We start from the raw sequence: 23,756 nt of genomic DNA, 5'->3' as shown, positions 1-23,756 counted from the left end.
ATTATTGCTTGATATATAATAATATATGAGGATAAAACAATGAGTGGAAATTTCAGTGTAAAATGGTTATTTTTTATTTTAAGCTTTGTATTATTTTTTACGGCATGTTCTACAAAGGAGCAAAATATTAATCCTTTAGGTCGCTCTTTTGGAAAAATAAACGACAAAGATCCTTTAAAGTTAGGTTCAACTCCTACTCCTCCTGTAAAACAAAAAACTCCCGCGTTAATTGATGGCAAGGATTTGATTCCAGCAATACCTCTAGATCCACCAATTATAAGAACAAATTCTTTTAATGGAGATAATGCTATAAAAGGTCCTATGCCTAGATTTAAATCAAATGGCGAATTTAATGATGTTTCGGTGTTTGAAAATAGAGGTTTTCCGAGTAATTTTGTAGCTATTATGAATCCAAATGGCGCATTGTTAACGGTTTGGGCTTTAGCTGCTGGTAATTGGATTTGGGGATATACTATATTTAATAGTAAAGGTTTTGGTGATGCAAGGGTGTGGCAGTTGATAGAATTTCCAAACAACATGGTTATGATTAAAAATGCAAGGACTAACACTTGCTTAAATGCCTATGGAAAAGGAATAGTACATTATCCTTGTGATCAAACTAATCATGCGCAATTTTGGAGACTATTTCCTATGAGTAATGGATCTTTTCAAATTCAAAATTTTGCTACGCAGCAATGTATACAAACTCCAATTACAAATGTGATGAATGATTTTAATTTCAGTTTTTTTAATATTTATTTAACTAGTTGTTTGAAGTTTGGAGAAAAAAATTTGGATAGACAATGGTATATTACTACACCTCCTTTTGCAGCAAATTTACCTTATGAAGTTGAGGGTTTAAAATGAAAATAATATTGTTTTTAATATTTAGTATAAAGTTGGTTTTTGGTGCTTTGGAAAATTATAATGCAGGAACTTGGAATTTGCAAGGGTCTTCAGCATCTACTGAAAGCAAATGGAATATTAGCATAAGACAATTAGTTAGTGGAAATGATCCTTTGGATGTTTTAGCAGTTCAAGAAGCTGGAGTATTGCCATCTACAGCAATGATGACTTCAAGGCAGGTGCAGCCAGTAGGAATAGGCATACCAATTCACGAATATATATGGAATTTAGGCTCTTTAGCTCGTCCAAATTCAGTTTTTATTTATTATTCAAGAGTTGATGTTGGTGCAAATCGTGTAAATATGGCTATAGTTAGTAGGACTAGAGCAGATGAAGTGATAGTTTTGCCTCCACCAACTGTTTTATCTCGTCCTATAATAGGAATTCGTATAGGTAATGATGTGTTTTTCTCGATTCATGCACTTGCAAGAGGAGGTAATGATGCTGGAGCTATAGTAACAGCTGTAGATATGCATTTTAGGAATATGCCAAATGTTAATTGGATGATTATGGGAGATTTTAATAGAAGTCCTGGTAATCTTGTACCTTTACTTGATCCAGACTTAAGATCTCGTATTAATATAGTAGCTCCACCTTCTTTTACTCAAGTTAGTGGAAACACTATTGACTATGCTGTAACTGGAAATTCAAATCAAGGAACACTTTATACACCACCAGCTATTCTTGCTGTTTTGGCTTTAGCTGGGCTTAGAACTTTTTTAGCATCTGATCATTTTCCAGTGAATTTTAGAAAATTTTAGAAGGTTTATATGATGAAAAAAATATTCATTATAATTTTTATGTTTTTTAATTTTTTGTTTGCTGTAAATCCCTCTCAAGGAGATTTGTCTGATTTTACCCCTATGTTTGCTATTAGATCTTTAGAAACAGGAATTTCTTTAAGTCCTTTTAGAGAAACTTCAGATAGATTAGAAGATCAAAATTGGATTTTAAGAGAAATAATACTTAGTGATGAATTGAAAAAAAAAGATAATTTAGCAGAAGAATTACCTTTTGGTTATGTTCAATTTGTTAATCCAAGTGATGATGATCTTTGTTTGGCTATTTTAGAAAGTGGTTTTTTTGGCGGAAAGTCTTGTAAGGAGGATTTAAAAGATGGTAAACTAGAAACGGTTTTTTCTATAATGCCTACAACATCTTCTGCTGTTCAAATTAGATCTTTGGTTGAAGGTGGAGAAGAGTGTATGATTACATTTTTTAATCCAAATGTCCCTATAGAAAACCGCTTTGGTATACGAAAATGCACTTTAGATCCTGGATTATTTTTAGAGTTATTCGAGTTAATGTTTTTTACTCCAGCTATAGTAGAAGCAACTCCTATACAATAAATATCTATAATTATAGGTATTTATTTTTATTAATATGAAATGCCTATAATACCCGCTCCCTTTTTTTATTTTTGATATAAAGGATATTGATGAAAAAAATTCTTAGTTTGTTTGGAGCTTGTGCTCTTTTAGTTAGTTTAGTAAATGCAGAGATTAATTTATATGGTCCAGGTGGTCCTCACACTGCTTTGAAAGATGTTGCGGTTAAATTTAATGAAAAAACGAGTATAAAAGTTAATGTAAATTTTGGCCCACAAGCTACTTGGTTTGAAAAAGCTAAAAAAGATGCTGATATTTTATTTGGAGCTTCTGATCAGTCAGCTTTAGCTATTGCAAGTGATTTTGGTGATGATTTTAATATTTCTAAAATTAAACCTTTATATTTTAGAGAAGCTATTATATTAACCCAAAAAGGTAATCCTTTGAAAATCAAAGGTTTAAAAGATTTAGCCAATAAAAAAGTAAAGATTGTTGTACCTGAAGGTGCTGGAAAAAGCAATACTTCTGGAACTGGAGTTTGGGAGGATATGATAGGAAGAACTCAAGATATTCAAACTATAGCTAAATTCAGATCAAATATCGTTGCTTTTACCCCAAATAGTGGAAGTGCTAGAAAGCTTTTTGCTGAAAACAAAGCTGATGCTTGGATTACTTGGATTGATTGGTCAAAAAGCAATCCTGACATAGGCACAGCAGTGGCAATAGAAAAAGATTTGGTAGTTTATAGAACTTTAAATGTAGTTGCTAAAGAAAATTCAAGTAAAGAAGTGCAAGATTTTATAAATTATTTAAGCAGTGATGAAGCAAAAGAAATTTTTGCAAAGTATGGTTGGAAAAAATAAAAGCATTATTATAAGCACACTTTTAATTAGTGTGCTTTAATTTTTAGGTTGTTTTAAATTATCTACTTTTTCTTCTTCACATTTTTGATTGATGTAACAAGGTGGAGTCATTTTAGCATAGATAGTTAATCTTTTTTTATTACTGGAAAATTCATATTTTTCAATAGTTATGACTTGATTTCTAGGAAATAAAAATTCATATTGAGTTGGAAAAGCTGCTAAATCTTTAAGTGAAACAAACATTGTGCTAGAGTATTTTGGAACTTTTATAATTAATTCTATAGGTCTACTTTGAAATACACTATTTTGAATAGCAGTTGTTGACATAAAGCCATAATCTTTGTATTTTTTGTAATCAATAGTTTCTAGAATATGTGATGCTTTATCTGTAAATTTACCATTTTCATATATGTCTTTTAATAAATTTTTGTCTATCAATTTTGTTAAAAATCCTAAAGTTTCATATCTGTATACTTGAATATTTTCAAAGATTATAGTCTTAGACAATGCTTTATCGAGTTTTGATACCATATTCTTTTGTTGTGTATCTAGTGAAGATAAGGATATGGCATTTCTTAATTTATCATTGATTACAACAAAATGACCATAAGTATATTGATAAATAATATCTTTTTCTTCTTTTGATAATTTTAAACCATCATATAATTCACTCCACCAACTGATTACTTCTTTTCCATTAGTAAATTTTCTATATGTTTCTTCATTTGAAACATTATATTCGTTTTGTGCCATCAAAATATTATATAATCCTACAATCAATACGAAAAATATTGTTTTCATTCTTAATCCTTAATTAATAAAATACATTATTTATATCGGTAATTAAAGATAAAATTTATCCTAATTTTTTAATTATTGATATTTTATATATTTTGAGAAGATATTTTTTGTAGATTATATTATTAAGGCTATAAAACTATTGTAATTTGAACTATAAAATATAAAGATAAAACACTATACCAATTTTAAAGTATTCGTAGTTATTTGCTGAATTTTATAAATTATCAAAAATAATCGAGTATATTTATGTCAAATAAATTAAAAAATTGGTAAAATCTTGAGTTAAATTTAGTTAGAATGTTTGAGTTTTATAGAGAATGAAAAAAATATTGGTTTGCGCCCTAGAGCCATCAGCAAATTTACATTTAAAAGAAGTTTTAAAAGCTTATAAAAATGAATATAAAGAATTTGACTTAGTAGGAATTTATGATGAGAGCTTGTGTAAAAAATTTAGCTTAAATTCCAAACCACTTTATAGCTCACATGAGTTTAGTGCTATGGGTTTTATAGAGATTTTGCCACTCATTTTAAAAGCAAAAAAAGCCATAAAAGAGCTTGTAAATTTAAGTTTTTCTCAAAAGATAGATGTGATTTTATGTGTAGATTCTCCAGCTTTTAATATACCCTTTGCAAAAGCTTTAAAAAAGGCAAATTCTAAAATAAAACGAATTTATTATATTTTACCTCAAGTTTGGGCGTGGAAAAAAGGTCGCATACCTATCATAGAAAGTCATTTTGATATTTTAGCTTCTATTTTACCTTTTGATAGTGAGTTTTTTAGCAAAAGCACTTATGTAGGACACCCACTTTTAGATGAGATAAAAGAATTTAAAAACCAAGATGATATAAATTCTATACTTTCAAAAAAAGATGATGTAAAAACCATCGCATTTTTACCAGGTTCAAGAAAAAGTGAAATAAAGCGTTTAATGCCTATTTTTAGAGAGTTAAGTACCAAATTTAAAGGTAAAAAAATCCTTTGTGTGCCTGAGTTTAATTTAAAAAGACTAGAATTTTATGGGGATGTGAGTAATTTTGAAATTCAAACTAATACCCCAAAAGTGCTAAAAAATGCTGATTTTGCTTTTATTTGTAGTGGTACAGCTACACTTGAAGCAGCTTTGGTCGGCACGCCTTTTGTGCTTGCTTATAAAGCTAAAGCTATTGATGTATTTATCGCAAGATGTTTTGTAAAACTCAAACATATAGGACTTGCAAATATTTTTTTAGATTTTGCAGGAAAAAGCGAGCTTAATCCTGAATTTTTACAAGAGCACGTGAATGTGGAAAATTTATATCAAGCTTATCTTAAATACAATTATAAGGCGTTTTTTGATAAAGTAGATTTTTTAAAAGAATACTTGCAATTTGCAAGTGCAAAAAATTTAGCTAAAATACTTTATAAAATCAAATAAGGATAGATTATGCAAAAAGAACCTATGAGTAAATATGGTTATGAAAAATTAGAAAAAGAATTAGAACATTTAAAAAAAGTTGAACGTCCAAAAGTAGTAGAAGAAATCGATATAGCAAGAAGCCATGGAGATTTAAAAGAAAATGCAGAATATCACGCAGCTAGGGAAAAACAAGCTTTTATAGAAGGAAAGATAGCTGAACTTGGAAATTTAATCTCAAGAGCACAAATCATCGATCCATCAAGTTATGAGCATGATAGTGTAAAATTTGGATCAACTGTTGTTGTGGAAGATTTAGAAAGTGAAAAACAAAGTACCTATACTTTAGTAGGAGTGAATGAGGGAAATTTAGAAAAAGGTTACATATCTATAAATTCACCTATAGCAAGGGCTATGCTTGGAAAAAAAGAAGGGGATGATTTTAAAGTGCGTTTGCCAAAAGGCGAGAGTGAATTTGAAATTATTTCTATAGAATACAAAGCCTTGGAATTTTAATTTTTGCAAAAAATAATTATAAAAGAAAATGCTATTTTTATAGCTGATGCTCATGAAAATGAGAATAGGCGTGGTTTTTGGAAATTTTTACAAGCTTTAAAAAATGGCAAAATTCAAACCTCACAGCTTTTTTTAATGGGCGATATTTTTGATCTTTTAATTTATGAGATAAAAGCTACGCATAACTTTGCAAAAGATTATATAGATTTACTTGAAGAACTTGCATGTGAAATTGAAATTATTTATTTAGAAGGCAACCATGATTTTAATTTGGCTAAATTTTTTAAAAATGTTAAAGTTTATAACATAGAGCAGCAACCTTTACTTTGTGAATTTCAAGATCACACCTTGGCAAAATTAGCTCATGGGGATATTTTTTTAAAACCATTTTTGCAGTTTTGTTTAAAAAGTTTAAGGAATCGTTATTTGCTTTATTTTTTAAATTTTCTTAATAACCTTTGTAAATATAAAATTACGCATAAAATCTTGCAAAATCAAAACAAAAAAAAACTTGTTAGAGAAATTCCTAATTTTTCCAGTTTAATAAAAAAACGTCTAAAATATTATGATACAAATTTCGTAATAGAAGGTCACTATCATCAAAATATATTCTTAGAAATAAAAAACACAAAATATTTAAATTTAGCTACTTTTGCATACAAGGAAAGTTTTTTTATAGTAAAATACGAACCAGAAATTAGATTTCACAAAATAGAACTTAAGGAGGCATAATGTTTGATGAGAATGTCATTAAAACGGGTTCAAATGAAATGGAACTTGTTGATTTTCGCATCTTTAAGCAAGGCCAGGATAAAGTCTATGAGGGAATTTATGGTGTGAATGTTTCTAAGGTTAGAGAAATCATAAAAATTCCTTTTCTGACTGAAATTCCGGGAGTACCTGATTATGTTGAAGGTATTTTTGATCTTCGTGGCGTAGTTATTCCTGTAATTAATCTTGCAAAATGGATGCAAATTCAAGAGCCAGAAATGACAAATATAAAACCTAGGGTTATTATTACCGAATTTAGTAATGTATTAATCGGTTTTATTGTGCATGAGGCAAAAAGAATTCGAAGAATTAATTGGAAAAATATCGAACCGGCTACTTTTGCTACAAGTGCAGGTAGTTTGGATAAAGGTAAAATAACAGGTGTAACTAAAATTGAGGGAGATGAGGTTTTACTTATCCTAGATTTAGAAAGCATAGTACAAGAACTTGGAATTTATACTCCACAAACTGATATTGATGATGATAAAATTCAAAAAATCGATGGTATGGCATTGGCATTAGATGATAGTTCTACTGCTAGAAAGCTTGTTAAAGATCTTTTAAACAAAATTGGTTTAAAAGTAGTAGAGGCAAAAGATGGCGTTGAAGGCTTGCAAAAATTAGAAGAGCTTTATAATGCCTATGGAACAGATTTAGGTAAACATCTAAAAATTATTGTAAGTGATGTTGAAATGCCACAAATGGATGGTTTTCACTTTGCAGCAAAAGTAAGAGATGATGAGAGATTTAGGGATGTTCCTATTGTATTTAACTCCTCTTTATCAAATGAATTTATGAGTGATAAAGGTGTTAAAGAAGCTGGTGGAGATGGTTATTTGGTCAAGTTCAACGCAAGTGATTTCTTTACTGAAATTTCTCGTATTATAACAAAACATGAAAAAGGTGAGGAGTAAAAATGGAAGATATTCAAGAAATACTTGAGGATTTTTTAGTTGAAGCCTTTGAATTAGTAGAACAAATTGACCATGATTTAGTTGAGCTAGAAGCAAATCCTGAAGATTTAGAATTATTAAATAGAATTTTCCGTGTTGCACATACTGTTAAAGGCTCATCAAGCTTTTTAAACTTTGATGTTTTAACAAAACTTACCCATCACATGGAAGATGTTTTAAATAAAGCAAGACATAATGAGCTTAAAATTACGCCAGAAGTAATGGATGTAGTTTTAGAATCAATTGATATGATGAAAACCTTATTAAATTCTATTAGAGATAATGGTAATGATACTGCTATTGGACTTGATATAGTTCCTATTTGTGCAAGATTGACAGCAATTTCAGAAGGTGAAAGTTTAGATTCTGTCGCATCTGTTAAGACAGAAGAAAAAATAGAAGAAAAAATAGAAGAGTCAAAGACCGAAGAACCTGAAGTTGATGTAAACAAGTTAAGTGATGATGAAGTTGAAGCAGAAATTGAGAGACTTTTAAAAGCAAGAAAAGCTGAGGATCAGGCAAGACGTGCTGAAAAGAAAAAGGCACAAGAAGAAGTAGCTTCTACTCCTAGCAAATCAGCAACTAGTCAAAATACAACAAATCCTGCGGATAAAAAAGTTCCAGCAGCAGGTGGTGGTAATAGCGGTGCTAATATGGATCAAACTATTAGAGTTGAAGTTAAAAGACTTGACCACTTGATGAATTTAATTGGTGAGCTTGTATTAGGCAAAAATCGCTTATTAAAAATTTATGATGATGTTGAAGAAAGATATGATGGGGAAAAATTCTTAGAAGAGTTAAATCAAGTTGTATCCCAACTTAGTATTGTAACTACAGATATTCAACTTGCAGTAATGAAAACAAGAATGCAACCTATTGCTAAAGTATTTAATAAATTTCCAAGGGTTGTGCGTGATTTAGGTCGTGAGCTTGGTAAACAAATGGAGCTTGAAATTTCAGGGGAAGAAACTGAACTTGATAAGTCTATCGTAGAAGAGATTGGCGATCCTATTATGCATATGATTAGAAACTCGTGTGATCATGGTATAGAAGATCCAGCAACTCGTGTGGCTAATGGAAAACCAGAAAAAGGAACTGTTAATCTTAAAGCCTACAACGAAGGAAATCATATTGTCGTTGAAATTGCCGATGATGGTAAAGGTTTAGATGCTGATATATTAAAAGCAAAAGCGATAGAGAAAAATTTAATCACAGAACGTGAAGCTGATCAGATGAGTGATAAAGAGGCATTTGCGTTGATTTTTAAACCAGGTTTTTCAACTGCTAGAAAAATTACTAATGTATCAGGTCGTGGCGTTGGAATGGATGTTGTTAAAACTAACATTGAAAAATTAAATGGTGTAATTGAGATTGATAGTGAACTTGGAAAAGGCACTGTTATGAAACTTAAAATCCCATTAACACTAGCTATTATTCAATCTTTACTTGTTGGTACTCAAGAGGAATTTTATGCAATTCCACTTGCAAGTGTTCTTGAAACTGTTAGAGTGCCAATTGATGATATTTATACTATTGAAGGTAAAAATGTATTAAGACTAAGAGATGAAGTGTTATCTTTGGTAAGACTTTCAGATGTATTTGGTGTTAAACAAGTACTTGAAAACACAGATCAAACTTATGTGGTTGTTATTGGTGTGGCTGAAAGTAAGCTTGGTATTATAGTAGATACTTTAATAGGTCAAGAAGAAATTGTTATTAAATCTATGGGTGAATATTTACAAAATATTCAAGGTATAGCTGGAGCAACTATTCGTGGCGATGGTAGAGTTACTTTAATTATTGATGTAGCAGCTATGATGGATATTGCTAAAGAAATTAAAGTAGATATTAAAGCTCAAATGGAGTCTCAATCTAAAAAAAATACAAAAGAAGAGCCAAGTGATTATACTGTCCTTATAGTAGATGATTCTAAAATGGATAGAAATATAATGCAAAAATCACTAGAACCACTAGGAGTGAGTATTGTAGAAGCAACTAATGGTGTTGAAGCTTTAAATATAATCAAATCAGGTGAGCATGATATTGATGCTGTACTGATTGATATTGAAATGCCAAGAATGGATGGTTATACTTTAGCAGGTGAAATCAGAAAGTATTCAAAATATAAAAATCTTCCGCTTGTTGCAGTAACTTCAAGAACTAGTAAATCAGACCGCTTAAGAGGTGTGGAAGTAGGAATGACAGAGTATATTACAAAACCTTACTCTCCAGAATACTTAGAAAATGTAGTTAGAAAAAATTTAAAACTAGGATAAGAAGATGAATGATAAATTGAGCCAGGTTTTGCAAAAACAACAATCACAAATTGCAGAACCAGATGTGGATAAAGAAGAGGATATTGTTCAGCTTGTTGGTTTTGTGGTAGGAGAAGAAGAATACGCTATTCCTATTCTTAATATCCAAGAAATTATCAAGCCTATAGAATACACTAGGGTTCCAAGTGTACCTGATTATGTTTTAGGTGTGTTTAATATGAGAGGTAATGTTATGCCTTTGATTGATCTTGCTAAAAGATTTAATCAGAGTAGTTCAAAAATGACTCCTCAAACTAGATATATTGTTTTAAAAGGTATGTCTAATGGTAATCAAACTCCTGCAGGTAATGCAGGATTTGTTATTGATAGATTAACCGAAGCTATCAAAATTCATAGAAATAGAATTGATCCACCACCTGAAACCTTACTAAAAGAAAAAGGCATGATTTTTGGTATAGGTAAAAGAGAGGAAAATATTTTAACTATATTAAAAGCTGAAGCTTTGCTAAAGCGTGAGTTTTAATGATTAAACTTTGTGCTTTTGATTTTGATTCTACGCTAATGGATGGGGAAACTATCGATATATTAGCAGATGAATATAATGTTGGTGATGCTGTTAAAACAATCACCAACAAAGCAATGAATGGTGAGCTTGATTTTTTTGAAAGCTTAAGTGCTAGAGTGGCTTTGCTCGAAGGTATGTCTGTTGAGCAAGTAAAAAAATGCTGTGAAAATTTACCTTTGATGAATGGTGCAAAAGAATTGTGTGAATACTTGAAAGGTAAAAACATAAAAATAATTGTTTTTAGTGGTGGATTTCATGAAGGAATTGATTTAATACAAAACAAACTTCATTTTGATTTTGGTTTTGCTAATTTTTTACATAATAAAAATGACATCTTAACAGGAAAAGTTGGCGGAGAAATTATGTTTAATAACTCAAAAGGTATTATACTACAAAGACTTAAGAAATTTTTAAACTTAAAAACAGAAGAAATTATGTGCGTAGGTGATGGAGCTAATGATATTTCTATGTTTAAAGAATGTGGTTTAAAAATAGCTTTTTGCGCAAAAGAAATTTTAAAATCTCATGCAGATATTTGTATAGATAAAAAAGATTTAAAAGAAATAATAAAGGTAATACAATGAAAAAATTTTCTTTGTGGTGTGATTTTATAGAAAATGAATTTTTAGATCATGAATTTTTAGACTTAATTAATTCAAAAACTATTAATGGTGCTACTTCAAATCCAGCTATTTTTAAAAATGCGATTTTAAACTCAGCTATTTATAAAGAAAAAATCAAAAAATCAAGTCTTAAAGATAAAAAAACTTTATATGAGTATCTTGCGGTAGAAGATATAGCCAAGGCCGCGGATAAATTAGCTATTAATTATTATGAAAATAATGATGGTTTTATTAGCATTGAAATTGACCCAAGATTAAAAGATAGTACTAGTTTATCTTTAGCCGAAGCAAAAAGATTATACACGCAAATTGCAAAAGAAAATGTGATGATAAAAATTCCTGCCACAGAAGCTTCTTATGAAGTAATGCAAGAATTAATGAAAAGTGGTATTAGTGTCAATGCTACATTGGTTTTTGATTTTGAACAAACCAAAAAATGCTTCGAAGTATTAAATTTAGGTTTAAAAGAATTTAGAAAAAATAATATTGCAAGAAAAAAAGAACCACAAGCTGTTATTAGTATTTTTGTAAGTCGTTTTGATAGATTATTAAATAATCAAGTTTTAGATAGAAACTATATAGGAATTCTTACTGCAACTAAAGCTTATAATTATATTATCAGACAAAATGAAGCAAATATTAGAGCGTTATTTGCTAGTACTGGTGTTAAAGGTGATGATTTAGAAAAAGATTATTATATTAAAGAATTGCTCTACGATAAAGCTATTAATACTGCACCATTAGATGCTATTGAAGCTTTTAAGAGTAAGCAAATTGCATTTAAAGAGCCTTTAAAAGATGAATGTATAGAGAAAAAATTGAATGCAAATATCTCAAAAGATGCTTTAAGTAAAGCTTGTAAAGATTTACTCGATGATGGTTTAGAACAATTTTGCATTGCTTATGAAAATATTTTAAAATCTTTATAATATATTTTATATTGGCAATAATTTTTAGAAATTTATTAAATATTTAAATTACTTAAGTATCTAGTAAAATATAAATATTTGCATTATTGTATTATAAAATTTATTAAATTATAAACTTATTTAGATATAATCAATATTTTATTTTATTTAGAAAGGAAAGAGATGTTAGAAGGCATTATTAGAGAGAGTATCGGTAGAAAAGCTGCTAAAGCTTTAAAAAGAGATGGTTATCTAATCGCAAACATCTATGGGAAAGGATTAGAAAATATTAATGCTGCTTTTAAAATCAATGATTTTATTAAAGAAGTGCGTAAAAAAACTACTTTAGCTTTTGATATAAAAGTTGGAGGTAAAGTATTAAATGTTGTTGTAGTAGACTATCAAAAAGATCCTGTAACTGCACAGCTAAAACATGTAGATTTAAAAGTTGCTCAAAAAGGTGTTATTTCTAAATATATGGTTCCTGTTAAAATAATAGGAACAGCTATGGGACTTAAAAACAAAGGCGTTTTAATTCAATCAAAAAGAAGATTAAAAGTAAAATGTAAAGCTGAAAATTTACCAAATCACTTTGAATTAGATGTAACTAAACTTGATGTAGGTGATGCACTTTTAGTTCGTGATGTAGTTGTACCTGAGGGTGTAACTATTGTAGATGCTGATAGAGTAGCTGTAGTTGGTGTAGAAAAAGCAAGATAAAATGACCTTGGTCGTAGGACTTGGTAATATAGGAGAACAATATGAGCAAACCCGACATAATGTAGGGTTTATGCTAATTGACTTGCTTTTAAAAGATTTAGAGACAACTAGGCTTTCAAATGTTAAATTTAAAGGAGAACTTTTTAAAAGTTCTTCTACTCTTTTTTTAAAACCTTCCACTTATATGAATTTATCCGGAGAAAGTGTAAAAGCTGTTAGTGAGTATTATAAATGTGATAGGATTATTGTAATTCATGATGATATAGATTTAAATTTAGGTACATTGAGGTTTAAAATAGGTGGGAGTAGTGGCGGTCATAATGGACTTAAAAGCATAGATAGTCTTTGCGGTAATACCTATGAAAGAATACGCATAGGGGTAGGAAAAGGACAAGATGTAATTTCTCATGTTTTAGGTAGATTTACTCAAGGTGAAAAGGAAAGCTTAGCTAAGGTTTTAGAGCATAGTAAAAAAGCCTTACTTGAGCTTTTGGATTCTAATATCAAAGAAATTGCTTCAAAATATTCTCTAAAAAGTTAAAGCAATGAATATATTTTTTCGTTATATTTCATCCCTATACTTGAAATCTTTTTTTATCTTATTTTTTTCTCTTACATTTTTTTTTGTGGCTATTGATTTTTTGGTGAATTTTAATAAATTACCAAAAAGTGCAAATTTAGAATTAATGTATATTTTCTTTTTAACTTGTTCTGCGGTTTCTTATATTTTACCTTTAGCTATTGTTCTCGCTTTAGTTTTATGCGTTTTTAACATGATAAGATCTAATGAATTTGTTAGCTTATATGCTTTGGGTTTAAGCAAAAATCAAGTGATTTTTTATCCTTTTATTTGGGCTATGTTTTTTTGTTGTATATACGTGGGTTTAAATTTTACTCCTTTTGCATATGTGGATGAATATAAAAGTAATATTATAAAACGAGGTACTGTAAATAGAGAGGGTGGAGAAATTTTAATTAAATATAATGATAAATTTATTTATATAGAGAAAATCGCAAATGAAATTTTGTATAATGTTAAAATTTTTGATACATATAATTTAGATATTCAAAGTATGATAAATGCAAAAGATGCTAATTTTGATGGTGTTTCATGGGGGTTAAATAACGTAACAATAGTTAACATACCACGAAATTTAATCGTATCAAAAGAAGGTTTAAGTGTAGAAGAATTTAAAAATATTAATGGATTAGAAGATTTTTCTCCAAAAATTTTAGAAAGAATTTCTTTAACTGATAGCAATCCTTCTTATTCTATTTTAGATGCATTAGAGAGCATGATAATTTATACAAAACAAAATATATCCACTAGTGCTCTTAGAAGCAGTTTGTATTCGTTGATATTTACACCTTTTTTTGCACCCTTTTTAATGTTAATTATATATTATTATTTTCCCTTAATATCGAGATTTTTTAATCTTGCATTTTTGGCTTTCGTGTTTTTTGTATGTATACTTTTAGTTTGGGGCTTATTATTTTTATTAACAAGATTAAGTGAAAATGAAATTTTATCCCCAGAGCTTGGTATAATTTTGCCAGTATTTATCTTAATGTGTATAGGAAGTTTTTATTATTTAAAACACAAATAACTACTAGTGAGGTTTTATATGGATTATTTAAAATTAGCAAAAGAATACAATACTCCTTTTTATATTTATAATTTTGATAAAATCAAAGAACGCTTTACAATATTAAAGGATGCTTTTAAAGCAAGAAAATCGCAAATTTTTTATGCGGTAAAGGCTAATTCAAATTTAAGTATTTTAAAGCTTTTGGTTTCTTTAGATAGTGGTTTTGATTGTGTGAGTGCAGGTGAAATTTATAGAGCTTTAAAAGCAGGAGCTAAAAATTATAAAATTATTTTTAGTGGAGTAGGTAAAAATGTTGATGAAATAAAATATGCATTAGATCAAAATATACTTTACATAAATTTAGAAAGTTATGAAGAAATGCTTCTTTTAGAGCAAATTGCCAAAGAAAATCAAAAAAAGGCACGTATTAGCATTAGAGTAAATCCCAATGTAGATGCAAAAACTCATCCTTATATTTCAACAGGATTGCATGAAAATAAATTTGGTGTAGATATAGAAAGTGCAAAAAAAATGTATATTTATGCCAAGAAATCAAAATTTTTAGACCCCATTGGAGTGCATTTTCATATAGGTTCTCAAATTCTTGACATTAGTAGCATTCATGAAGCTTCGGTAATTGTTGCAAAATTAGTAAAAGAGCTTTTAGCTTTAAAAATCAATATTAAATTTTTTGATATAGGCGGAGGTTTAGGAGTTTGCTATAAAAATGAACAAGAACCAAATTTATATGATTATGCTCAAGGGGTTTTAACAAGCTTGCAAGGACTTGACATGTGTATAGGTATGGAACCTGGTAGGTTTTTAGTAGCAAATGCAGGAGAATTTGTAACAAAGGTTTTATATGAAAAATTTAATGAAAAAAAGCGTTTTGTAATTGTTGATGGAGCAATGAATGATTTGTTACGTCCAAGTTTATATAATGCCTATCATGAAATTAAGCTTTTAAGTGAAAATAATGAAGAAAGTCTTTGTGATATTGTTGGTGGAATTTGCGAAAGCGGAGATTTTTTAGCTAAAGATAGAAAATTAGCTAAAACTAAAGCAGGGGATTTAATCATAGTTAAAAGTGCAGGAGCGTATGGTTTTAGCATGAGTAGTAATTATAATTCACGCAATAGAGTTTGTGAGTTAGCTTGTGAAGACGGTGTGGTAAAAATGATTAGAAAAAGAGAAAGTTATGAGGATCAAATTGCTTTAGAAATCGAGTGTTTAAAGGATTAAAATGCTATTTTTAGATGTACAAGGAACTTTAATTTCAGATCATGATAAAAGTCCTATAAATGGTGCCTTAGAACTCATTAAAACCTTAAATAAAGAAAAAATTCCTTATGTGATTATTACTAATAACACTAAAAAATTAGATTTTTTAAATCATTTGCGAAATTTAGGTTTTGAGATTGATGAAAAAGTTTATATTGATCCTTTTAGCGTTTTAAAAGAACATTTAAAACCTTGCAAAATAGCAGCTTTTGGAGCAAAAGAATTTATAAATTCACTTCAAGAACTAGGTTATGAACTTGATTATAAAAATCCAAAAGCTTTTTTAGTAGCAAGTTATGATGATTTTAAATTTCAAGATTTTGCTAGCATGATAGAATATATTAAAGATGGTGTACAAGCTATAGCAATGCACGAAAGTAGCATCTATAAGAAAAATTCAAGACTTTATCCAGGTGTTGGAAGTATTATGTCTATGCTTAAAAATGCACATGAATTTGATTATAAAGTGATAGGAAAACCTAGCAAGACTTTTTATGAAAGTGCGTTAAAATTGCTACAAAAACAAGATAAAAATGCAAATTTTGAAAAAATTTTGATTATTAGCGATGACTTTAAAGGTGATTTACTCGGTGCTTATGAGCTTGGTATGCAAACAGCTTTAGTGTTAAGTGGAAAAATTTCTAACACTCAAGGTTTGGATACAATTAAACTTAATTTTATATATGATAATATTAGGGAATATTATATATCGAGGTTTAAATGAAAGAAATAGAAAAATTACGCAATAAAATTGATTCTATTGATGATAAAATTTTAGCTTTGCTTAATGAAAGAATGCTTCATGTAAAGGATATTGGAGTAATTAAGCAAAATTTAGGTGGAAGTATTTATAGACCTGAACGTGAAAGGGCTATCATAAATAGACTTAAAAATTATAATTATGGTTTATTAGATCAAAATGCAATCGAAGCTATATATCAAGAAATTTTTGCTGTTTCAAGAAATTTAGAAATGCCTCAAAGTATAGCTTATTTAGGGCCTGAGGGAAGCTATACACATCAAGTAGCAAGAACGCGTTTTGGTGCAATGAGTCGTTATATTCCACTTGCAAACATAGAAGATGTTTTTAAGGAATTATCTCATAAAGAAGCAAAATATGGTGTAGTACCTATAGAAAACAATACAGCAGGAGCTGTTGGGGTAACACTTGATTGTTTAGGTAAATATGAAGATGTAAAAATCTTTGCTGAAATTTATATGGATATACATCATTCTTTTATAAGTATGAGTGAAAATTTAAAAGATATTAAACGCATATATTCTCACCCTCAAGGTTATAATCAGTGTAGAAATTTTTTAGAAAGTCATGATTTAAGTGAAATAGAATTTATAGCAAGTAAATCTACAGCCCATGCAGCATATTTGGCTTCACAGGATATTTTTTCAGCTGCAATTTGTTCTAAAATTGCTGCAAAGCTTTATAATGTACCTATTTTATTTGAAACTATCGAAGATAATTTAGCAAACAGGACAAGATTTTTAATTTTAAGTGATATTAAAATTCCACAAGTATCTCATTGTAAAACTTCTATTTTAGCTCTTGCTGCACATAAACCTGGTGGTCTTAGTGATTTATTATATGAATTTAAAAAAGAAGGAATTAATCTCACAAAACTAGAATCACGTCCAGTAAAAACTAGAGAATTTATTCATAGCTTTTATATAGATTTTGAAGGACATATTGATGATGAAAATGTTCAAAGGGTTTTAAAAAAAGCTGATGATATAAAATGGCTTGGATCATATTTATCAGGAGAAAGTAATGAAATTTAATCCTTTTTTAGAAGCTATTAAAACTTATGAAAGTGGTAAGGATATGGATTTAATTGCTAAAGAATTTGGTTTAAAAGAAGTCATTAAATTAGCAAGCAATGAAAATCCATATGGAACAAGCCTTAAAGCTAAAGATGCTATTGCAAATAATGCACATTTAGCTCATTTATATCCTGATGATACTATGAGTGAATTAAAGCAAGCTTTGGTACAAAAATATGATATTTTAAATGAAAATCTCATCATAGGAAGTGGAAGTGATCAAATTATTGAATATATTGTACATGCAAAGCTTGATCATTCTAAGGCTTATTTACAATGTGGAGTTAGTTTTGCAATGTATGAGATTTATGCAAAACAACTTGGAGCTAAAGTTTATAAAACTTTAAGCATAACCCATGATTTAAATCAACTTTATGAGCTTTATCAAAAACATAAAAATGAAATAAAAGTGATTTTTTTATGTTTACCAAATAATCCTTTAGGAGAGTGCTTAGATGTAAAGGATGTTTATGATTTCTTAGAAAAAATTGATGAGGATTGCTTGGTAGCTATTGATGGAGCATATAATGAATTTGCATCATTTAAAGATAGTAAAAAACATATTAACCCAAAAGAATTAATTGATAAATATGCAAATGCAGTGTATTTGGGAACTTTTTCTAAACTTTATGGTTTAGGTGGTATGAGAGTGGGCTATGGTATTGCTTCTAAAGAAATTATTAGTACTTTTTATAAATTACGAGCTCCTTTTAATGTGACAAATTTAAGTTTAAAAGCAGCTGTTGCAGCTTTAAGTGATAAGGATTTTATACAAAGAACTTTAGAAAATAATTTTTCACAAATGAAAATTTATGAAGAATTTGCAGAAAAACATCAAATAAAATATATTCCAAGTTATACAAATTTTATCACTTATTTTTTTGATGAAAAAAATAGTGCAGATTTATCTGAAAAATTGCTTAAAAACGGTATAATAATAAGAAATTTACAAAGTTATGGTTTAAATGCTGTACGTATAAGCATAGGTACGGCATATGAAAATTCAAGGTTTTTCGAAGAGTTTTCTAAAATTTTTTAATTTATGGGAAATAAATGGATTATAAAACTATACTGCACCAAGTAGGTCAGCTTTATCAGAATTTAAGTTTAAGACAGCGTATTATTATTGCTGCTTCTATTGTAGTTGTAGTTGGATTTTTAGTGTTTTTAACCCTTTTTAGAAGTGGTTCTACGGTTGCTAGTGAAGCTGGATATTCGGTATTATTTGAAAATGCTAATACAAGTGATTCAGCAATGATAGTGACTCAGCTTGAAAAAAGCGGAGTTCCTTATATTTTGCGTAACGAAGGAACTATTTTAGTTCCAAATGATCAAGTCTACAAACAGCGTTTAGCAGTTGCTTCAGCAGGATTGCTCCCAAAAGACAATAAAGTAGGTTTTGAGCTTTTTAATAAACAAGAATTTGGTGCAACTGAAGCTGAACAAAAGGTAAAATATCAAAGAGCATTAGAAGGTGAACTTGCAAGAACTATTGAAAGTTTAGAACCTATACATAGTGCAACTGTACATATTGCTTTTGCCAAAGATACACTTTTTACTAAGCAACAAGTGCCACCAACTGCTTCTGTTGCCTTAACAATTAAAGAGGGCTTAAAACTTAATAAAAAGCAAATCATGGGAATTAAAAATCTAATTGCTTCTTCTGTTACAAAACTTACACCTGAAAACGTAAAAATAATGGATCAAAAAGGTATTCCTTTGGATGATGAAGGTGCTTTTGAAAGTGATTTAATTGCAGCACAAATTAAATATAAACGAGATCAAGAGTATGAATTAGAACAAAAAATTATTGCTTCTATTGCTCCCTTTGCTGGGGGATATGATAGAGTAGTGGCAAAGGTTAGCATTGATTATGATTTTTCTAAAGAAGAATCTCAAAGTGAATTTTATGATCCAAATACTGTTGTGCGTAGCGAACAAACTTTAGAAGAACATAAGGAAGGATATAAAGATAAAGAAATTCAGGGTGTACCTGGAGCGGTTTCAAATATTGGTCCTGTAGAAGGTTTAGATGGTAAAGATAAGCGTGAAATTTATACTAAGAATCAAACTACTACTAATAACGAAATTTCTAAAAAAATCACCAATACTACTAAGCAGTTTGCAACTGTAAAAAGGATTTCAGCTGCAGTTGTAGTGGATGGTAAGTATAAGGTTGTTACAGATGATCAGGGAAATGTAACAAATGAATATGTTCCTTTGAATGATAAGGAGATACAAGCTATTGAAAATCTAACTAAAGGTGCTATAGGATTTAATCTTGCTAGAGGTGATGCAGTTGAAGTAAATAATTTGGAATTTCATAGAACAGCTAAGGTTGAAAACAAAGTTCAAACTTTTTATTCAAGATTTGTTGAGCCGTTTATTCCACCTGTTAAGTATGTATTTGCTGCAATTTTACTCTTTATTTTTTACAAGAAAGTTATTGTTCCTTTTTCGCAAAAAATGCTCTCAGATATCAAGCTTGAAGAAGAAATGGAAGGAAAAGAAGGGCAAATTATTGATGAAGCTGAAGATGCAATTGAGAAATTTAATGCAGCACGAAGAAAAGTGGAAGAGCAACTTGGATTTGGAGATAATTTTGATGAAGACGCATTACAATATGATGTCTTACTAGAAAAATTAAGAGCTCTTGCGAATGAAAAAAGTGAAGAAGTTGCTTTGTTATTGCAAAAACTTGTTGAAAATGAAGCTGAATTCGGAGAGAAGGATATTTAATGATAAAGCTTAGCGAAGAACAAAAAATGGTTTATGATGACCTTTCAATGCCAGAAAAGGTCGCAATTTTTTTAATTCAACTTGGAGAAGATGTAACGACAGTTTTGTTTTCTCATATGGATATTAATGTTATCACTGAAATTTCTCGCTATATTGCTTTAGCAAAAAATGTAGATAAACCAGTTGCTACTGCTGTTCTTGAAGAATTTTATACTCTACTTCAATCAAGTCAATACCTTAAAAGTGGCGGTTTGGAATATGCAAAAGAAATTTTATTTAGAACTTTTGGTCCTGAAATTGCCAATAAAATTTTGGAAAAACTTACCAAAAGTATGGAAAATAACCAAAATTTTGCTTATCTTTCTCAAATTAAACCACAACAACTTGCAGATTTTATCATTAAAGAGCACCCACAAACTATAGCTTTGATTTTAGCACATATGGATACTACTCAAGCTGCTGAGACTTTGGAGTATTTTAGTGATGAGTTAAGAGCTGAAGTTGTAATAAGAATGGCAAATCTTGGAGATATTTCACCGTCAATCATCAAAAGAGTTTCTGCTGTGCTTGAAAGTAAGCTTGAAAGCCTTACTTCTTACAAAGTTGAAGTGGGTGGTCCAAGAGCAGTTGCGGAAGTACTTAATCGCTTAGGTCAAAAAGCCTCTAAAACAACGCTTTCTTATATTGAGCAAAGTGATGAAAAACTTGCGACAACTATTAAAGACTTGATGTTTACTTTTGATGATATTTCTCAACTTAGCACCAATGCAATTAGAGAAGTTTTAAAAGCGGCTGATAAGCGTGATTTAATGGTAGGTTTAAAAGGTGCAAGTGAAGATTTGAAGCAAAAATTTATGTCTAATATGTCTACACGTGCAGCTGAAGCTTTTGTCGAAGAAATGGGATTTTTAGGTGCAGTGCGTGTAAAAGATGTTGAAGAAGCACAAAGAAAAGTCGTGGAAGTAGTGCAAAAACTTGCTGAACAAGGTCTTATCCAAGTGGGTGAGGCAGATGAAATGATAGAGTAAGATAATGGCAAAATTAACTAATGTAGTTTCAACAAATAATATAGCAAGTCATGTTATAGAAGGATATCATTTTAAAGTAATGAGTGAAATGACTCCAAGCGGAGAGTCAAATATAGAGGAAATTCAACAAGCAACCAAACCTCTTCCTACGCAAGATAATACAATTACAGAGGATTTGATTGTAGTAGAAAATCAAACCCAGTCTACTCAACCTCAAATTCAACCCGACTTTGTAGAAGATTTGCTAAAGAAAACTGATGAAATGTCTGGAAATATCATTAAACTTCAAATGCAAATAGAAAGTCAAGAGGCTGAATTTAATAATCGACTAAATTCGGAATTAGAACATGCAAAGGAAAAATATACCAAAGAAGGCTATGAACAGGCACAAAAAAAATTTGAAAATGAACTAGAAACTTTAAGAGATAAGTATCTTAAAAGTGTCGAAAAGCTTGAAAATACGGTGCAAACTTTGAATGAATTTTTATCTAAGAATGAAAAAGAATTGGCGGATACTGCTGTAGTTATTGCAAAAGAAGTTATTGCAAAAGAATTAGAGGAGAATTCATCACTTATAGCTTTAAATTTAGCTAAGGAACTTATAAGTGAACTTAGAAATGCCACTAAAATAGAATTAAAATTAAGCCCCAATGATTATGAATTTGTTAAAACTCGTTTGCAAGAACAAAATAATATTAAATTTAGTCTTGATGATGCTATTAGTAAAGGGAGTGTCTTAATATTATCTGATGCAGGCAATATAGAATCAAATCTTAATAATCGCTTACAAAAAATAAAAAATATGGTCAATGAATGATAGATTTAACTAACTTAAATATTAAAAATATGCAAATAAAAGAATTAGAGAATTTAGCTTGTAATTTTCGTGAGATTATTATAGATACGGTAAGTAAAAACGGAGGACATTTATCTTCAAATTTAGGAGTTGTAGAGCTTAGTATAGGAATGCATTATGTTTTTGATGTGCAAAAAGATCCTTTTATTTTTGATGTTTCACATCAATCTTATCCTCATAAGCTTTTAAGTAATAAAATTAGTAATTTTCACACATTAAGACAATTTAATGGCTTGAGCGGTTATACAAAACCTGATGAAGGGGATTATTTTGTAGCAGGGCATTCAAGCACCTCTATATCTTTAGCTGTTGGAGCATGTAAGGCTATAAGATTAAAAAAAGAAAATCGTTTGCCAGTAGTTTTAATAGGTGATGGTGCATTAAGTGCAGGAATGGCTTATGAAGCCTTAAATGAACTTGGTGATAGAGAATATCCTTGTGTAATTATTTTAAATGACAACGAAATGAGTATTTCAAAACCTATAGGAGCTATTTCAAAATATCTTTCACAAGCTATGGCAACACAGTTTTATCAAAAATTTAAAAAACGCATAGAAAATATTTTAGAATATTTTCCTCAAGGTACATCTTATATGGCAAAACGTTTTGAAGAAAGTCTTAGGCTTATTACACCAGGACTTTTGTTTGAAGAACTAGGACTTGAATATATAGGTCCTATAGATGGACATAATTTAAATGAGATTATTAATGCACTAAACCAAGCTAAAGCTATGAATAAACCTTGTGTGGTTCATGCACAAACTACTAAAGGTAAGGGCTATGCATTAGCTGAAGGTAAAAATTCAAAATGGCATGGAGTTGGTGCATTTGATAGGAGCAATGGAGAAAATTTAAAGCAAAACTTAAATAAGAAAAATGCGACCGAAATTTTCTCAAATATACTTTTAGGTTTAGCTCAAAAATATGAAAACATAGTTGGTGTTACTGCTGCTATGCCAAGTGGCACTGGACTTGATAAATTAATAGAAAAATATCCGGAACGCTTTTGGGATGTAGCTATAGCAGAACAACACGCAGTCACTTCAATGGCAGCTATGGCTAAAGAGGGTTTTAAACCTTATATAGCTATTTATAGTACATTTATGCAAAGAGCATATGATCAAGTTATTCATGATTGTGCAATTATGAATTTAGATGTGGTTATTGCAATGGATAGAGCAGGTATTGTAGGAGAAGATGGAGAAACTCACCAAGGTGTCTTTGATGTAAGCTTTTTAAGTGCTATTCCAAATATTACTATTGCTGCTCCAAGAGATGAAGCTATGATGGAAAAAATTATGGAATATGCTTATTTTCACCAAGGTGTTTTTGCTTTTCGTTATCCTAGAGGAAGTTTTTTGTTAAATAATGACTTTATTCCTTGCGAAATTAAACTGGGTAAAGCTCAAATTTTATCTAAAGAACATAGTGATAAAATTTTTTTGGGTTTTGGACAAGGTGTGGGAAAAGCAAAGCTTGTATTGGATGAAATAGGAAAAAATTATGCAAGCTTGGTGGATTTGGTTTTTGTAAAACCATTAGATGAAGATCTTTTAAAGCAATTAGCTAAAAACACAAAAACTTGGTTTGTTTTTTCAGATAATGTTAAAATAGGTGGTGTGACTAGTTTAATAGCTAGTTTTTTGCAAAGAGAAAACTTACATCATATAAAATTAGTAAGTTTTGAATATGAAGATCATTTTATAACTCATGGTAAAACTAGCGAAGTAGAACAATTTTTAGAACTTGATGTAAATTCAATATGCCAAAAAATTAAACTTTATTAAAAGATAAAAAATATCC

General features: G+C 29.6%; 24 protein-coding genes. 23 read left to right on the top strand and 1 reads right to left on the bottom strand.

All coding sequences use genetic code 11. From position 1 onward, the window contains the following. Positions 1-39 precede the first annotated feature (39 nt). From CAQ16704_RS06910 to peb3, 4 genes are all read left to right on the top strand, one after another. Positions 40-867, top strand: coding sequence for a cytolethal distending toxin, subunit CdtA (locus CAQ16704_RS06910; RefSeq protein ID WP_039667496.1), 828 nt, complete (start codon positions 40-42; stop codon positions 865-867). Beyond that, complete coding sequence (locus tag CAQ16704_RS06905) at positions 864-1,667, top strand: cytolethal distending toxin subunit B family protein (RefSeq protein ID WP_039667495.1); 804 nt, start codon at positions 864-866, stop codon at positions 1,665-1,667. The genes CAQ16704_RS06910 and CAQ16704_RS06905 overlap by 4 nt, the downstream gene beginning before the upstream one ends. A gap of 12 nt (positions 1,668-1,679) precedes the next feature. After that, positions 1,680-2,255: a cytolethal distending toxin, subunit CdtC gene (locus CAQ16704_RS06900; RefSeq protein ID WP_039667494.1), complete on the top strand. Its 576-nt coding sequence runs from the start codon at positions 1,680-1,682 to the stop codon at positions 2,253-2,255. Between the two features lie 89 nt (positions 2,256-2,344). Beyond that, entirely contained in the window at positions 2,345-3,097 is a 753-nt protein-coding gene (peb3, locus tag CAQ16704_RS06895; protein WP_039667493.1) for an AcfC family glycoprotein adhesin PEB3, read from the top strand. 36 nt (positions 3,098-3,133) lie between these two features. Here the strand turns inward: peb3 and CAQ16704_RS06890 are convergent, their stop codons facing one another. Beyond that, on the bottom strand, positions 3,134-3,898 hold the full coding sequence (locus CAQ16704_RS06890) for an ADP-ribosyltransferase exoenzyme (protein WP_039667492.1): 765 nt from the start codon (positions 3,896-3,898) through the stop codon (positions 3,134-3,136). A gap of 317 nt (positions 3,899-4,215) precedes the next feature. Between CAQ16704_RS06890 and lpxB the strand changes: the two genes are divergently transcribed. From lpxB to dxs, 19 genes are all read left to right on the top strand, one after another. Then, the gene (gene lpxB / locus CAQ16704_RS06885; RefSeq protein WP_039667491.1) at positions 4,216-5,313 is read left to right on the top strand and encodes a lipid-A-disaccharide synthase; all 1,098 of its coding nucleotides are present in this window, start codon (positions 4,216-4,218) and stop codon (positions 5,311-5,313) included. 9 nt (positions 5,314-5,322) lie between these two features. Beyond that, positions 5,323-5,808 carry a transcription elongation factor GreA gene (gene greA / locus CAQ16704_RS06880; RefSeq protein ID WP_039667490.1) on the top strand — a complete coding sequence of 162 codons (486 nt, stop codon included), beginning with the start codon at positions 5,323-5,325 and terminating at the stop codon, positions 5,806-5,808. Positions 5,809-5,811: 3 nt separating this feature from the next. Continuing rightward, on the top strand, positions 5,812-6,540 hold the full coding sequence (locus CAQ16704_RS06875) for a UDP-2,3-diacylglucosamine diphosphatase (protein WP_148308483.1): 729 nt from the start codon (positions 5,812-5,814) through the stop codon (positions 6,538-6,540). Then, positions 6,540-7,493, top strand: a complete 954-nt coding sequence (locus tag CAQ16704_RS06870) for a chemotaxis protein (protein ID WP_039667489.1) — start codon at positions 6,540-6,542, stop codon at positions 7,491-7,493. Before CAQ16704_RS06875 ends, CAQ16704_RS06870 begins: the two co-directional genes overlap by 1 nt. A 2-nt stretch (positions 7,494-7,495) precedes the next feature. Next, positions 7,496-9,808, top strand: coding sequence for a hybrid sensor histidine kinase/response regulator (locus CAQ16704_RS06865; RefSeq protein WP_039667488.1), 2,313 nt, complete (start codon positions 7,496-7,498; stop codon positions 9,806-9,808). 4 nt (positions 9,809-9,812) lie between these two features. Next, positions 9,813-10,331, top strand: a complete 519-nt coding sequence (locus CAQ16704_RS06860) for a chemotaxis protein CheW (protein ID WP_039667487.1) — start codon at positions 9,813-9,815, stop codon at positions 10,329-10,331. Further along, entirely contained in the window at positions 10,331-10,957 is a 627-nt protein-coding gene (serB, locus tag CAQ16704_RS06855; protein WP_039667486.1) for a phosphoserine phosphatase SerB, read from the top strand. The genes CAQ16704_RS06860 and serB overlap by 1 nt, the downstream gene beginning before the upstream one ends. After that, on the top strand, positions 10,954-11,925 hold the full coding sequence (locus CAQ16704_RS06850; protein WP_039667485.1) for a transaldolase: 972 nt from the start codon (positions 10,954-10,956) through the stop codon (positions 11,923-11,925). Before serB ends, CAQ16704_RS06850 begins: the two co-directional genes overlap by 4 nt. A 162-nt stretch (positions 11,926-12,087) precedes the next feature. Beyond that, on the top strand, positions 12,088-12,624 hold the full coding sequence (locus tag CAQ16704_RS06845) for a 50S ribosomal protein L25/general stress protein Ctc (RefSeq protein ID WP_039667484.1): 537 nt from the start codon (positions 12,088-12,090) through the stop codon (positions 12,622-12,624). Position 12,625: 1 nt separating this feature from the next. Further along, complete coding sequence (gene pth, locus CAQ16704_RS06840) at positions 12,626-13,165, top strand: aminoacyl-tRNA hydrolase (RefSeq protein WP_039667483.1); 540 nt, start codon at positions 12,626-12,628, stop codon at positions 13,163-13,165. Positions 13,166-13,169: 4 nt separating this feature from the next. Continuing rightward, positions 13,170-14,231, top strand: a complete 1,062-nt coding sequence (locus CAQ16704_RS06835) for an LptF/LptG family permease (protein WP_039667482.1) — start codon at positions 13,170-13,172, stop codon at positions 14,229-14,231. An 18-nt stretch (positions 14,232-14,249) separates the two neighbouring features. Beyond that, positions 14,250-15,455 carry a diaminopimelate decarboxylase gene (lysA, locus tag CAQ16704_RS06830; RefSeq protein WP_039667481.1) on the top strand — a complete coding sequence of 402 codons (1,206 nt, stop codon included), beginning with the start codon at positions 14,250-14,252 and terminating at the stop codon, positions 15,453-15,455. Position 15,456: 1 nt separating this feature from the next. Then, positions 15,457-16,218, top strand: a complete 762-nt coding sequence (locus CAQ16704_RS06825; RefSeq protein WP_039667480.1) for an HAD-IIA family hydrolase — start codon at positions 15,457-15,459, stop codon at positions 16,216-16,218. Beyond that, on the top strand, positions 16,215-17,288 hold the full coding sequence (locus CAQ16704_RS06820) for a chorismate mutase / prephenate dehydratase (protein WP_039667479.1): 1,074 nt from the start codon (positions 16,215-16,217) through the stop codon (positions 17,286-17,288). Before CAQ16704_RS06825 ends, CAQ16704_RS06820 begins: the two co-directional genes overlap by 4 nt. After that, a complete protein-coding gene (hisC, locus tag CAQ16704_RS06815; RefSeq protein ID WP_039667478.1) occupies positions 17,278-18,369 on the top strand; it encodes a histidinol-phosphate transaminase in 1,092 nt (363 codons plus the stop codon). The genes CAQ16704_RS06820 and hisC overlap by 11 nt, the downstream gene beginning before the upstream one ends. Positions 18,370-18,383: 14 nt before the next feature. Then, positions 18,384-20,069 carry a flagellar basal-body MS-ring/collar protein FliF gene (gene fliF / locus CAQ16704_RS06810; RefSeq protein ID WP_039667477.1) on the top strand — a complete coding sequence of 562 codons (1,686 nt, stop codon included), beginning with the start codon at positions 18,384-18,386 and terminating at the stop codon, positions 20,067-20,069. Continuing rightward, positions 20,069-21,097 carry a flagellar motor switch protein FliG gene (gene fliG, locus CAQ16704_RS06805; RefSeq protein WP_039667476.1) on the top strand — a complete coding sequence of 343 codons (1,029 nt, stop codon included), beginning with the start codon at positions 20,069-20,071 and terminating at the stop codon, positions 21,095-21,097. Before fliF ends, fliG begins: the two co-directional genes overlap by 1 nt. A 4-nt stretch (positions 21,098-21,101) precedes the next feature. Next, complete coding sequence (gene fliH, locus CAQ16704_RS06800; protein ID WP_039667475.1) at positions 21,102-21,914, top strand: flagellar assembly protein FliH; 813 nt, start codon at positions 21,102-21,104, stop codon at positions 21,912-21,914. Then, positions 21,911-23,740: a 1-deoxy-D-xylulose-5-phosphate synthase gene (gene dxs / locus CAQ16704_RS06795; protein WP_039667474.1), complete on the top strand. Its 1,830-nt coding sequence runs from the start codon at positions 21,911-21,913 to the stop codon at positions 23,738-23,740. The genes fliH and dxs overlap by 4 nt, the downstream gene beginning before the upstream one ends. The last annotated feature ends 16 nt before the right edge of the window (positions 23,741-23,756 follow it).

It is taken from the genome of Campylobacter sp. RM16704, assembly GCF_000816245.1.
GTDB lineage: Bacteria > Campylobacterota > Campylobacteria > Campylobacterales > Campylobacteraceae > Campylobacter_D.
The sequence above is the reverse complement of the archived record's forward strand: the minus strand, read 5'-3'. Positions and strand labels throughout refer to the sequence as shown.

What these genes read in the sequence shown, in the direction of transcription:
- serB (WP_039667486.1), top strand. Translation starts at nt 10,331, where the DNA reads ATGATTAAACTTTGTGCTTTTGATTTTGATTCTACGCTAATGGATGGG.
- hisC (WP_039667478.1), top strand. Translation starts at nt 17,278, where the DNA reads ATGAAATTTAATCCTTTTTTAGAAGCTATTAAAACTTATGAAAGTGGT.
- CAQ16704_RS06870 (WP_039667489.1), top strand. Translation starts at nt 6,540, where the DNA reads ATGTTTGATGAGAATGTCATTAAAACGGGTTCAAATGAAATGGAACTT.
- peb3 (WP_039667493.1), top strand. Translation starts at nt 2,345, where the DNA reads ATGAAAAAAATTCTTAGTTTGTTTGGAGCTTGTGCTCTTTTAGTTAGT.
- lpxB (WP_039667491.1), top strand. Translation starts at nt 4,216, where the DNA reads ATGAAAAAAATATTGGTTTGCGCCCTAGAGCCATCAGCAAATTTACAT.
- CAQ16704_RS06850 (WP_039667485.1), top strand. Translation starts at nt 10,954, where the DNA reads ATGAAAAAATTTTCTTTGTGGTGTGATTTTATAGAAAATGAATTTTTA.
- lysA (WP_039667481.1), top strand. Translation starts at nt 14,250, where the DNA reads ATGGATTATTTAAAATTAGCAAAAGAATACAATACTCCTTTTTATATT.
- fliG (WP_039667476.1), top strand. Translation starts at nt 20,069, where the DNA reads ATGATAAAGCTTAGCGAAGAACAAAAAATGGTTTATGATGACCTTTCA.
- CAQ16704_RS06820 (WP_039667479.1), top strand. Translation starts at nt 16,215, where the DNA reads ATGAAAGAAATAGAAAAATTACGCAATAAAATTGATTCTATTGATGAT.
- CAQ16704_RS06900 (WP_039667494.1), top strand. Translation starts at nt 1,680, where the DNA reads ATGAAAAAAATATTCATTATAATTTTTATGTTTTTTAATTTTTTGTTT.
- CAQ16704_RS06910 (WP_039667496.1), top strand. Translation starts at nt 40, where the DNA reads ATGAGTGGAAATTTCAGTGTAAAATGGTTATTTTTTATTTTAAGCTTT.
- fliH (WP_039667475.1), top strand. Translation starts at nt 21,102, where the DNA reads ATGGCAAAATTAACTAATGTAGTTTCAACAAATAATATAGCAAGTCAT.
- CAQ16704_RS06835 (WP_039667482.1), top strand. Translation starts at nt 13,170, where the DNA reads ATGAATATATTTTTTCGTTATATTTCATCCCTATACTTGAAATCTTTT.
- CAQ16704_RS06865 (WP_039667488.1), top strand. Translation starts at nt 7,496, where the DNA reads ATGGAAGATATTCAAGAAATACTTGAGGATTTTTTAGTTGAAGCCTTT.
- CAQ16704_RS06905 (WP_039667495.1), top strand. Translation starts at nt 864, where the DNA reads ATGAAAATAATATTGTTTTTAATATTTAGTATAAAGTTGGTTTTTGGT.
- CAQ16704_RS06890 (WP_039667492.1), bottom strand. Translation starts at nt 3,898, where the DNA reads ATGAAAACAATATTTTTCGTATTGATTGTAGGATTATATAATATTTTG.
- CAQ16704_RS06845 (WP_039667484.1), top strand. Translation starts at nt 12,088, where the DNA reads ATGTTAGAAGGCATTATTAGAGAGAGTATCGGTAGAAAAGCTGCTAAA.
- CAQ16704_RS06825 (WP_039667480.1), top strand. Translation starts at nt 15,457, where the DNA reads ATGCTATTTTTAGATGTACAAGGAACTTTAATTTCAGATCATGATAAA.
- dxs (WP_039667474.1), top strand. Translation starts at nt 21,911, where the DNA reads ATGATAGATTTAACTAACTTAAATATTAAAAATATGCAAATAAAAGAA.
- greA (WP_039667490.1), top strand. Translation starts at nt 5,323, where the DNA reads ATGCAAAAAGAACCTATGAGTAAATATGGTTATGAAAAATTAGAAAAA.
- pth (WP_039667483.1), top strand. Translation starts at nt 12,626, where the DNA reads ATGACCTTGGTCGTAGGACTTGGTAATATAGGAGAACAATATGAGCAA.
- fliF (WP_039667477.1), top strand. Translation starts at nt 18,384, where the DNA reads ATGGATTATAAAACTATACTGCACCAAGTAGGTCAGCTTTATCAGAAT.
- CAQ16704_RS06860 (WP_039667487.1), top strand. Translation starts at nt 9,813, where the DNA reads ATGAATGATAAATTGAGCCAGGTTTTGCAAAAACAACAATCACAAATT.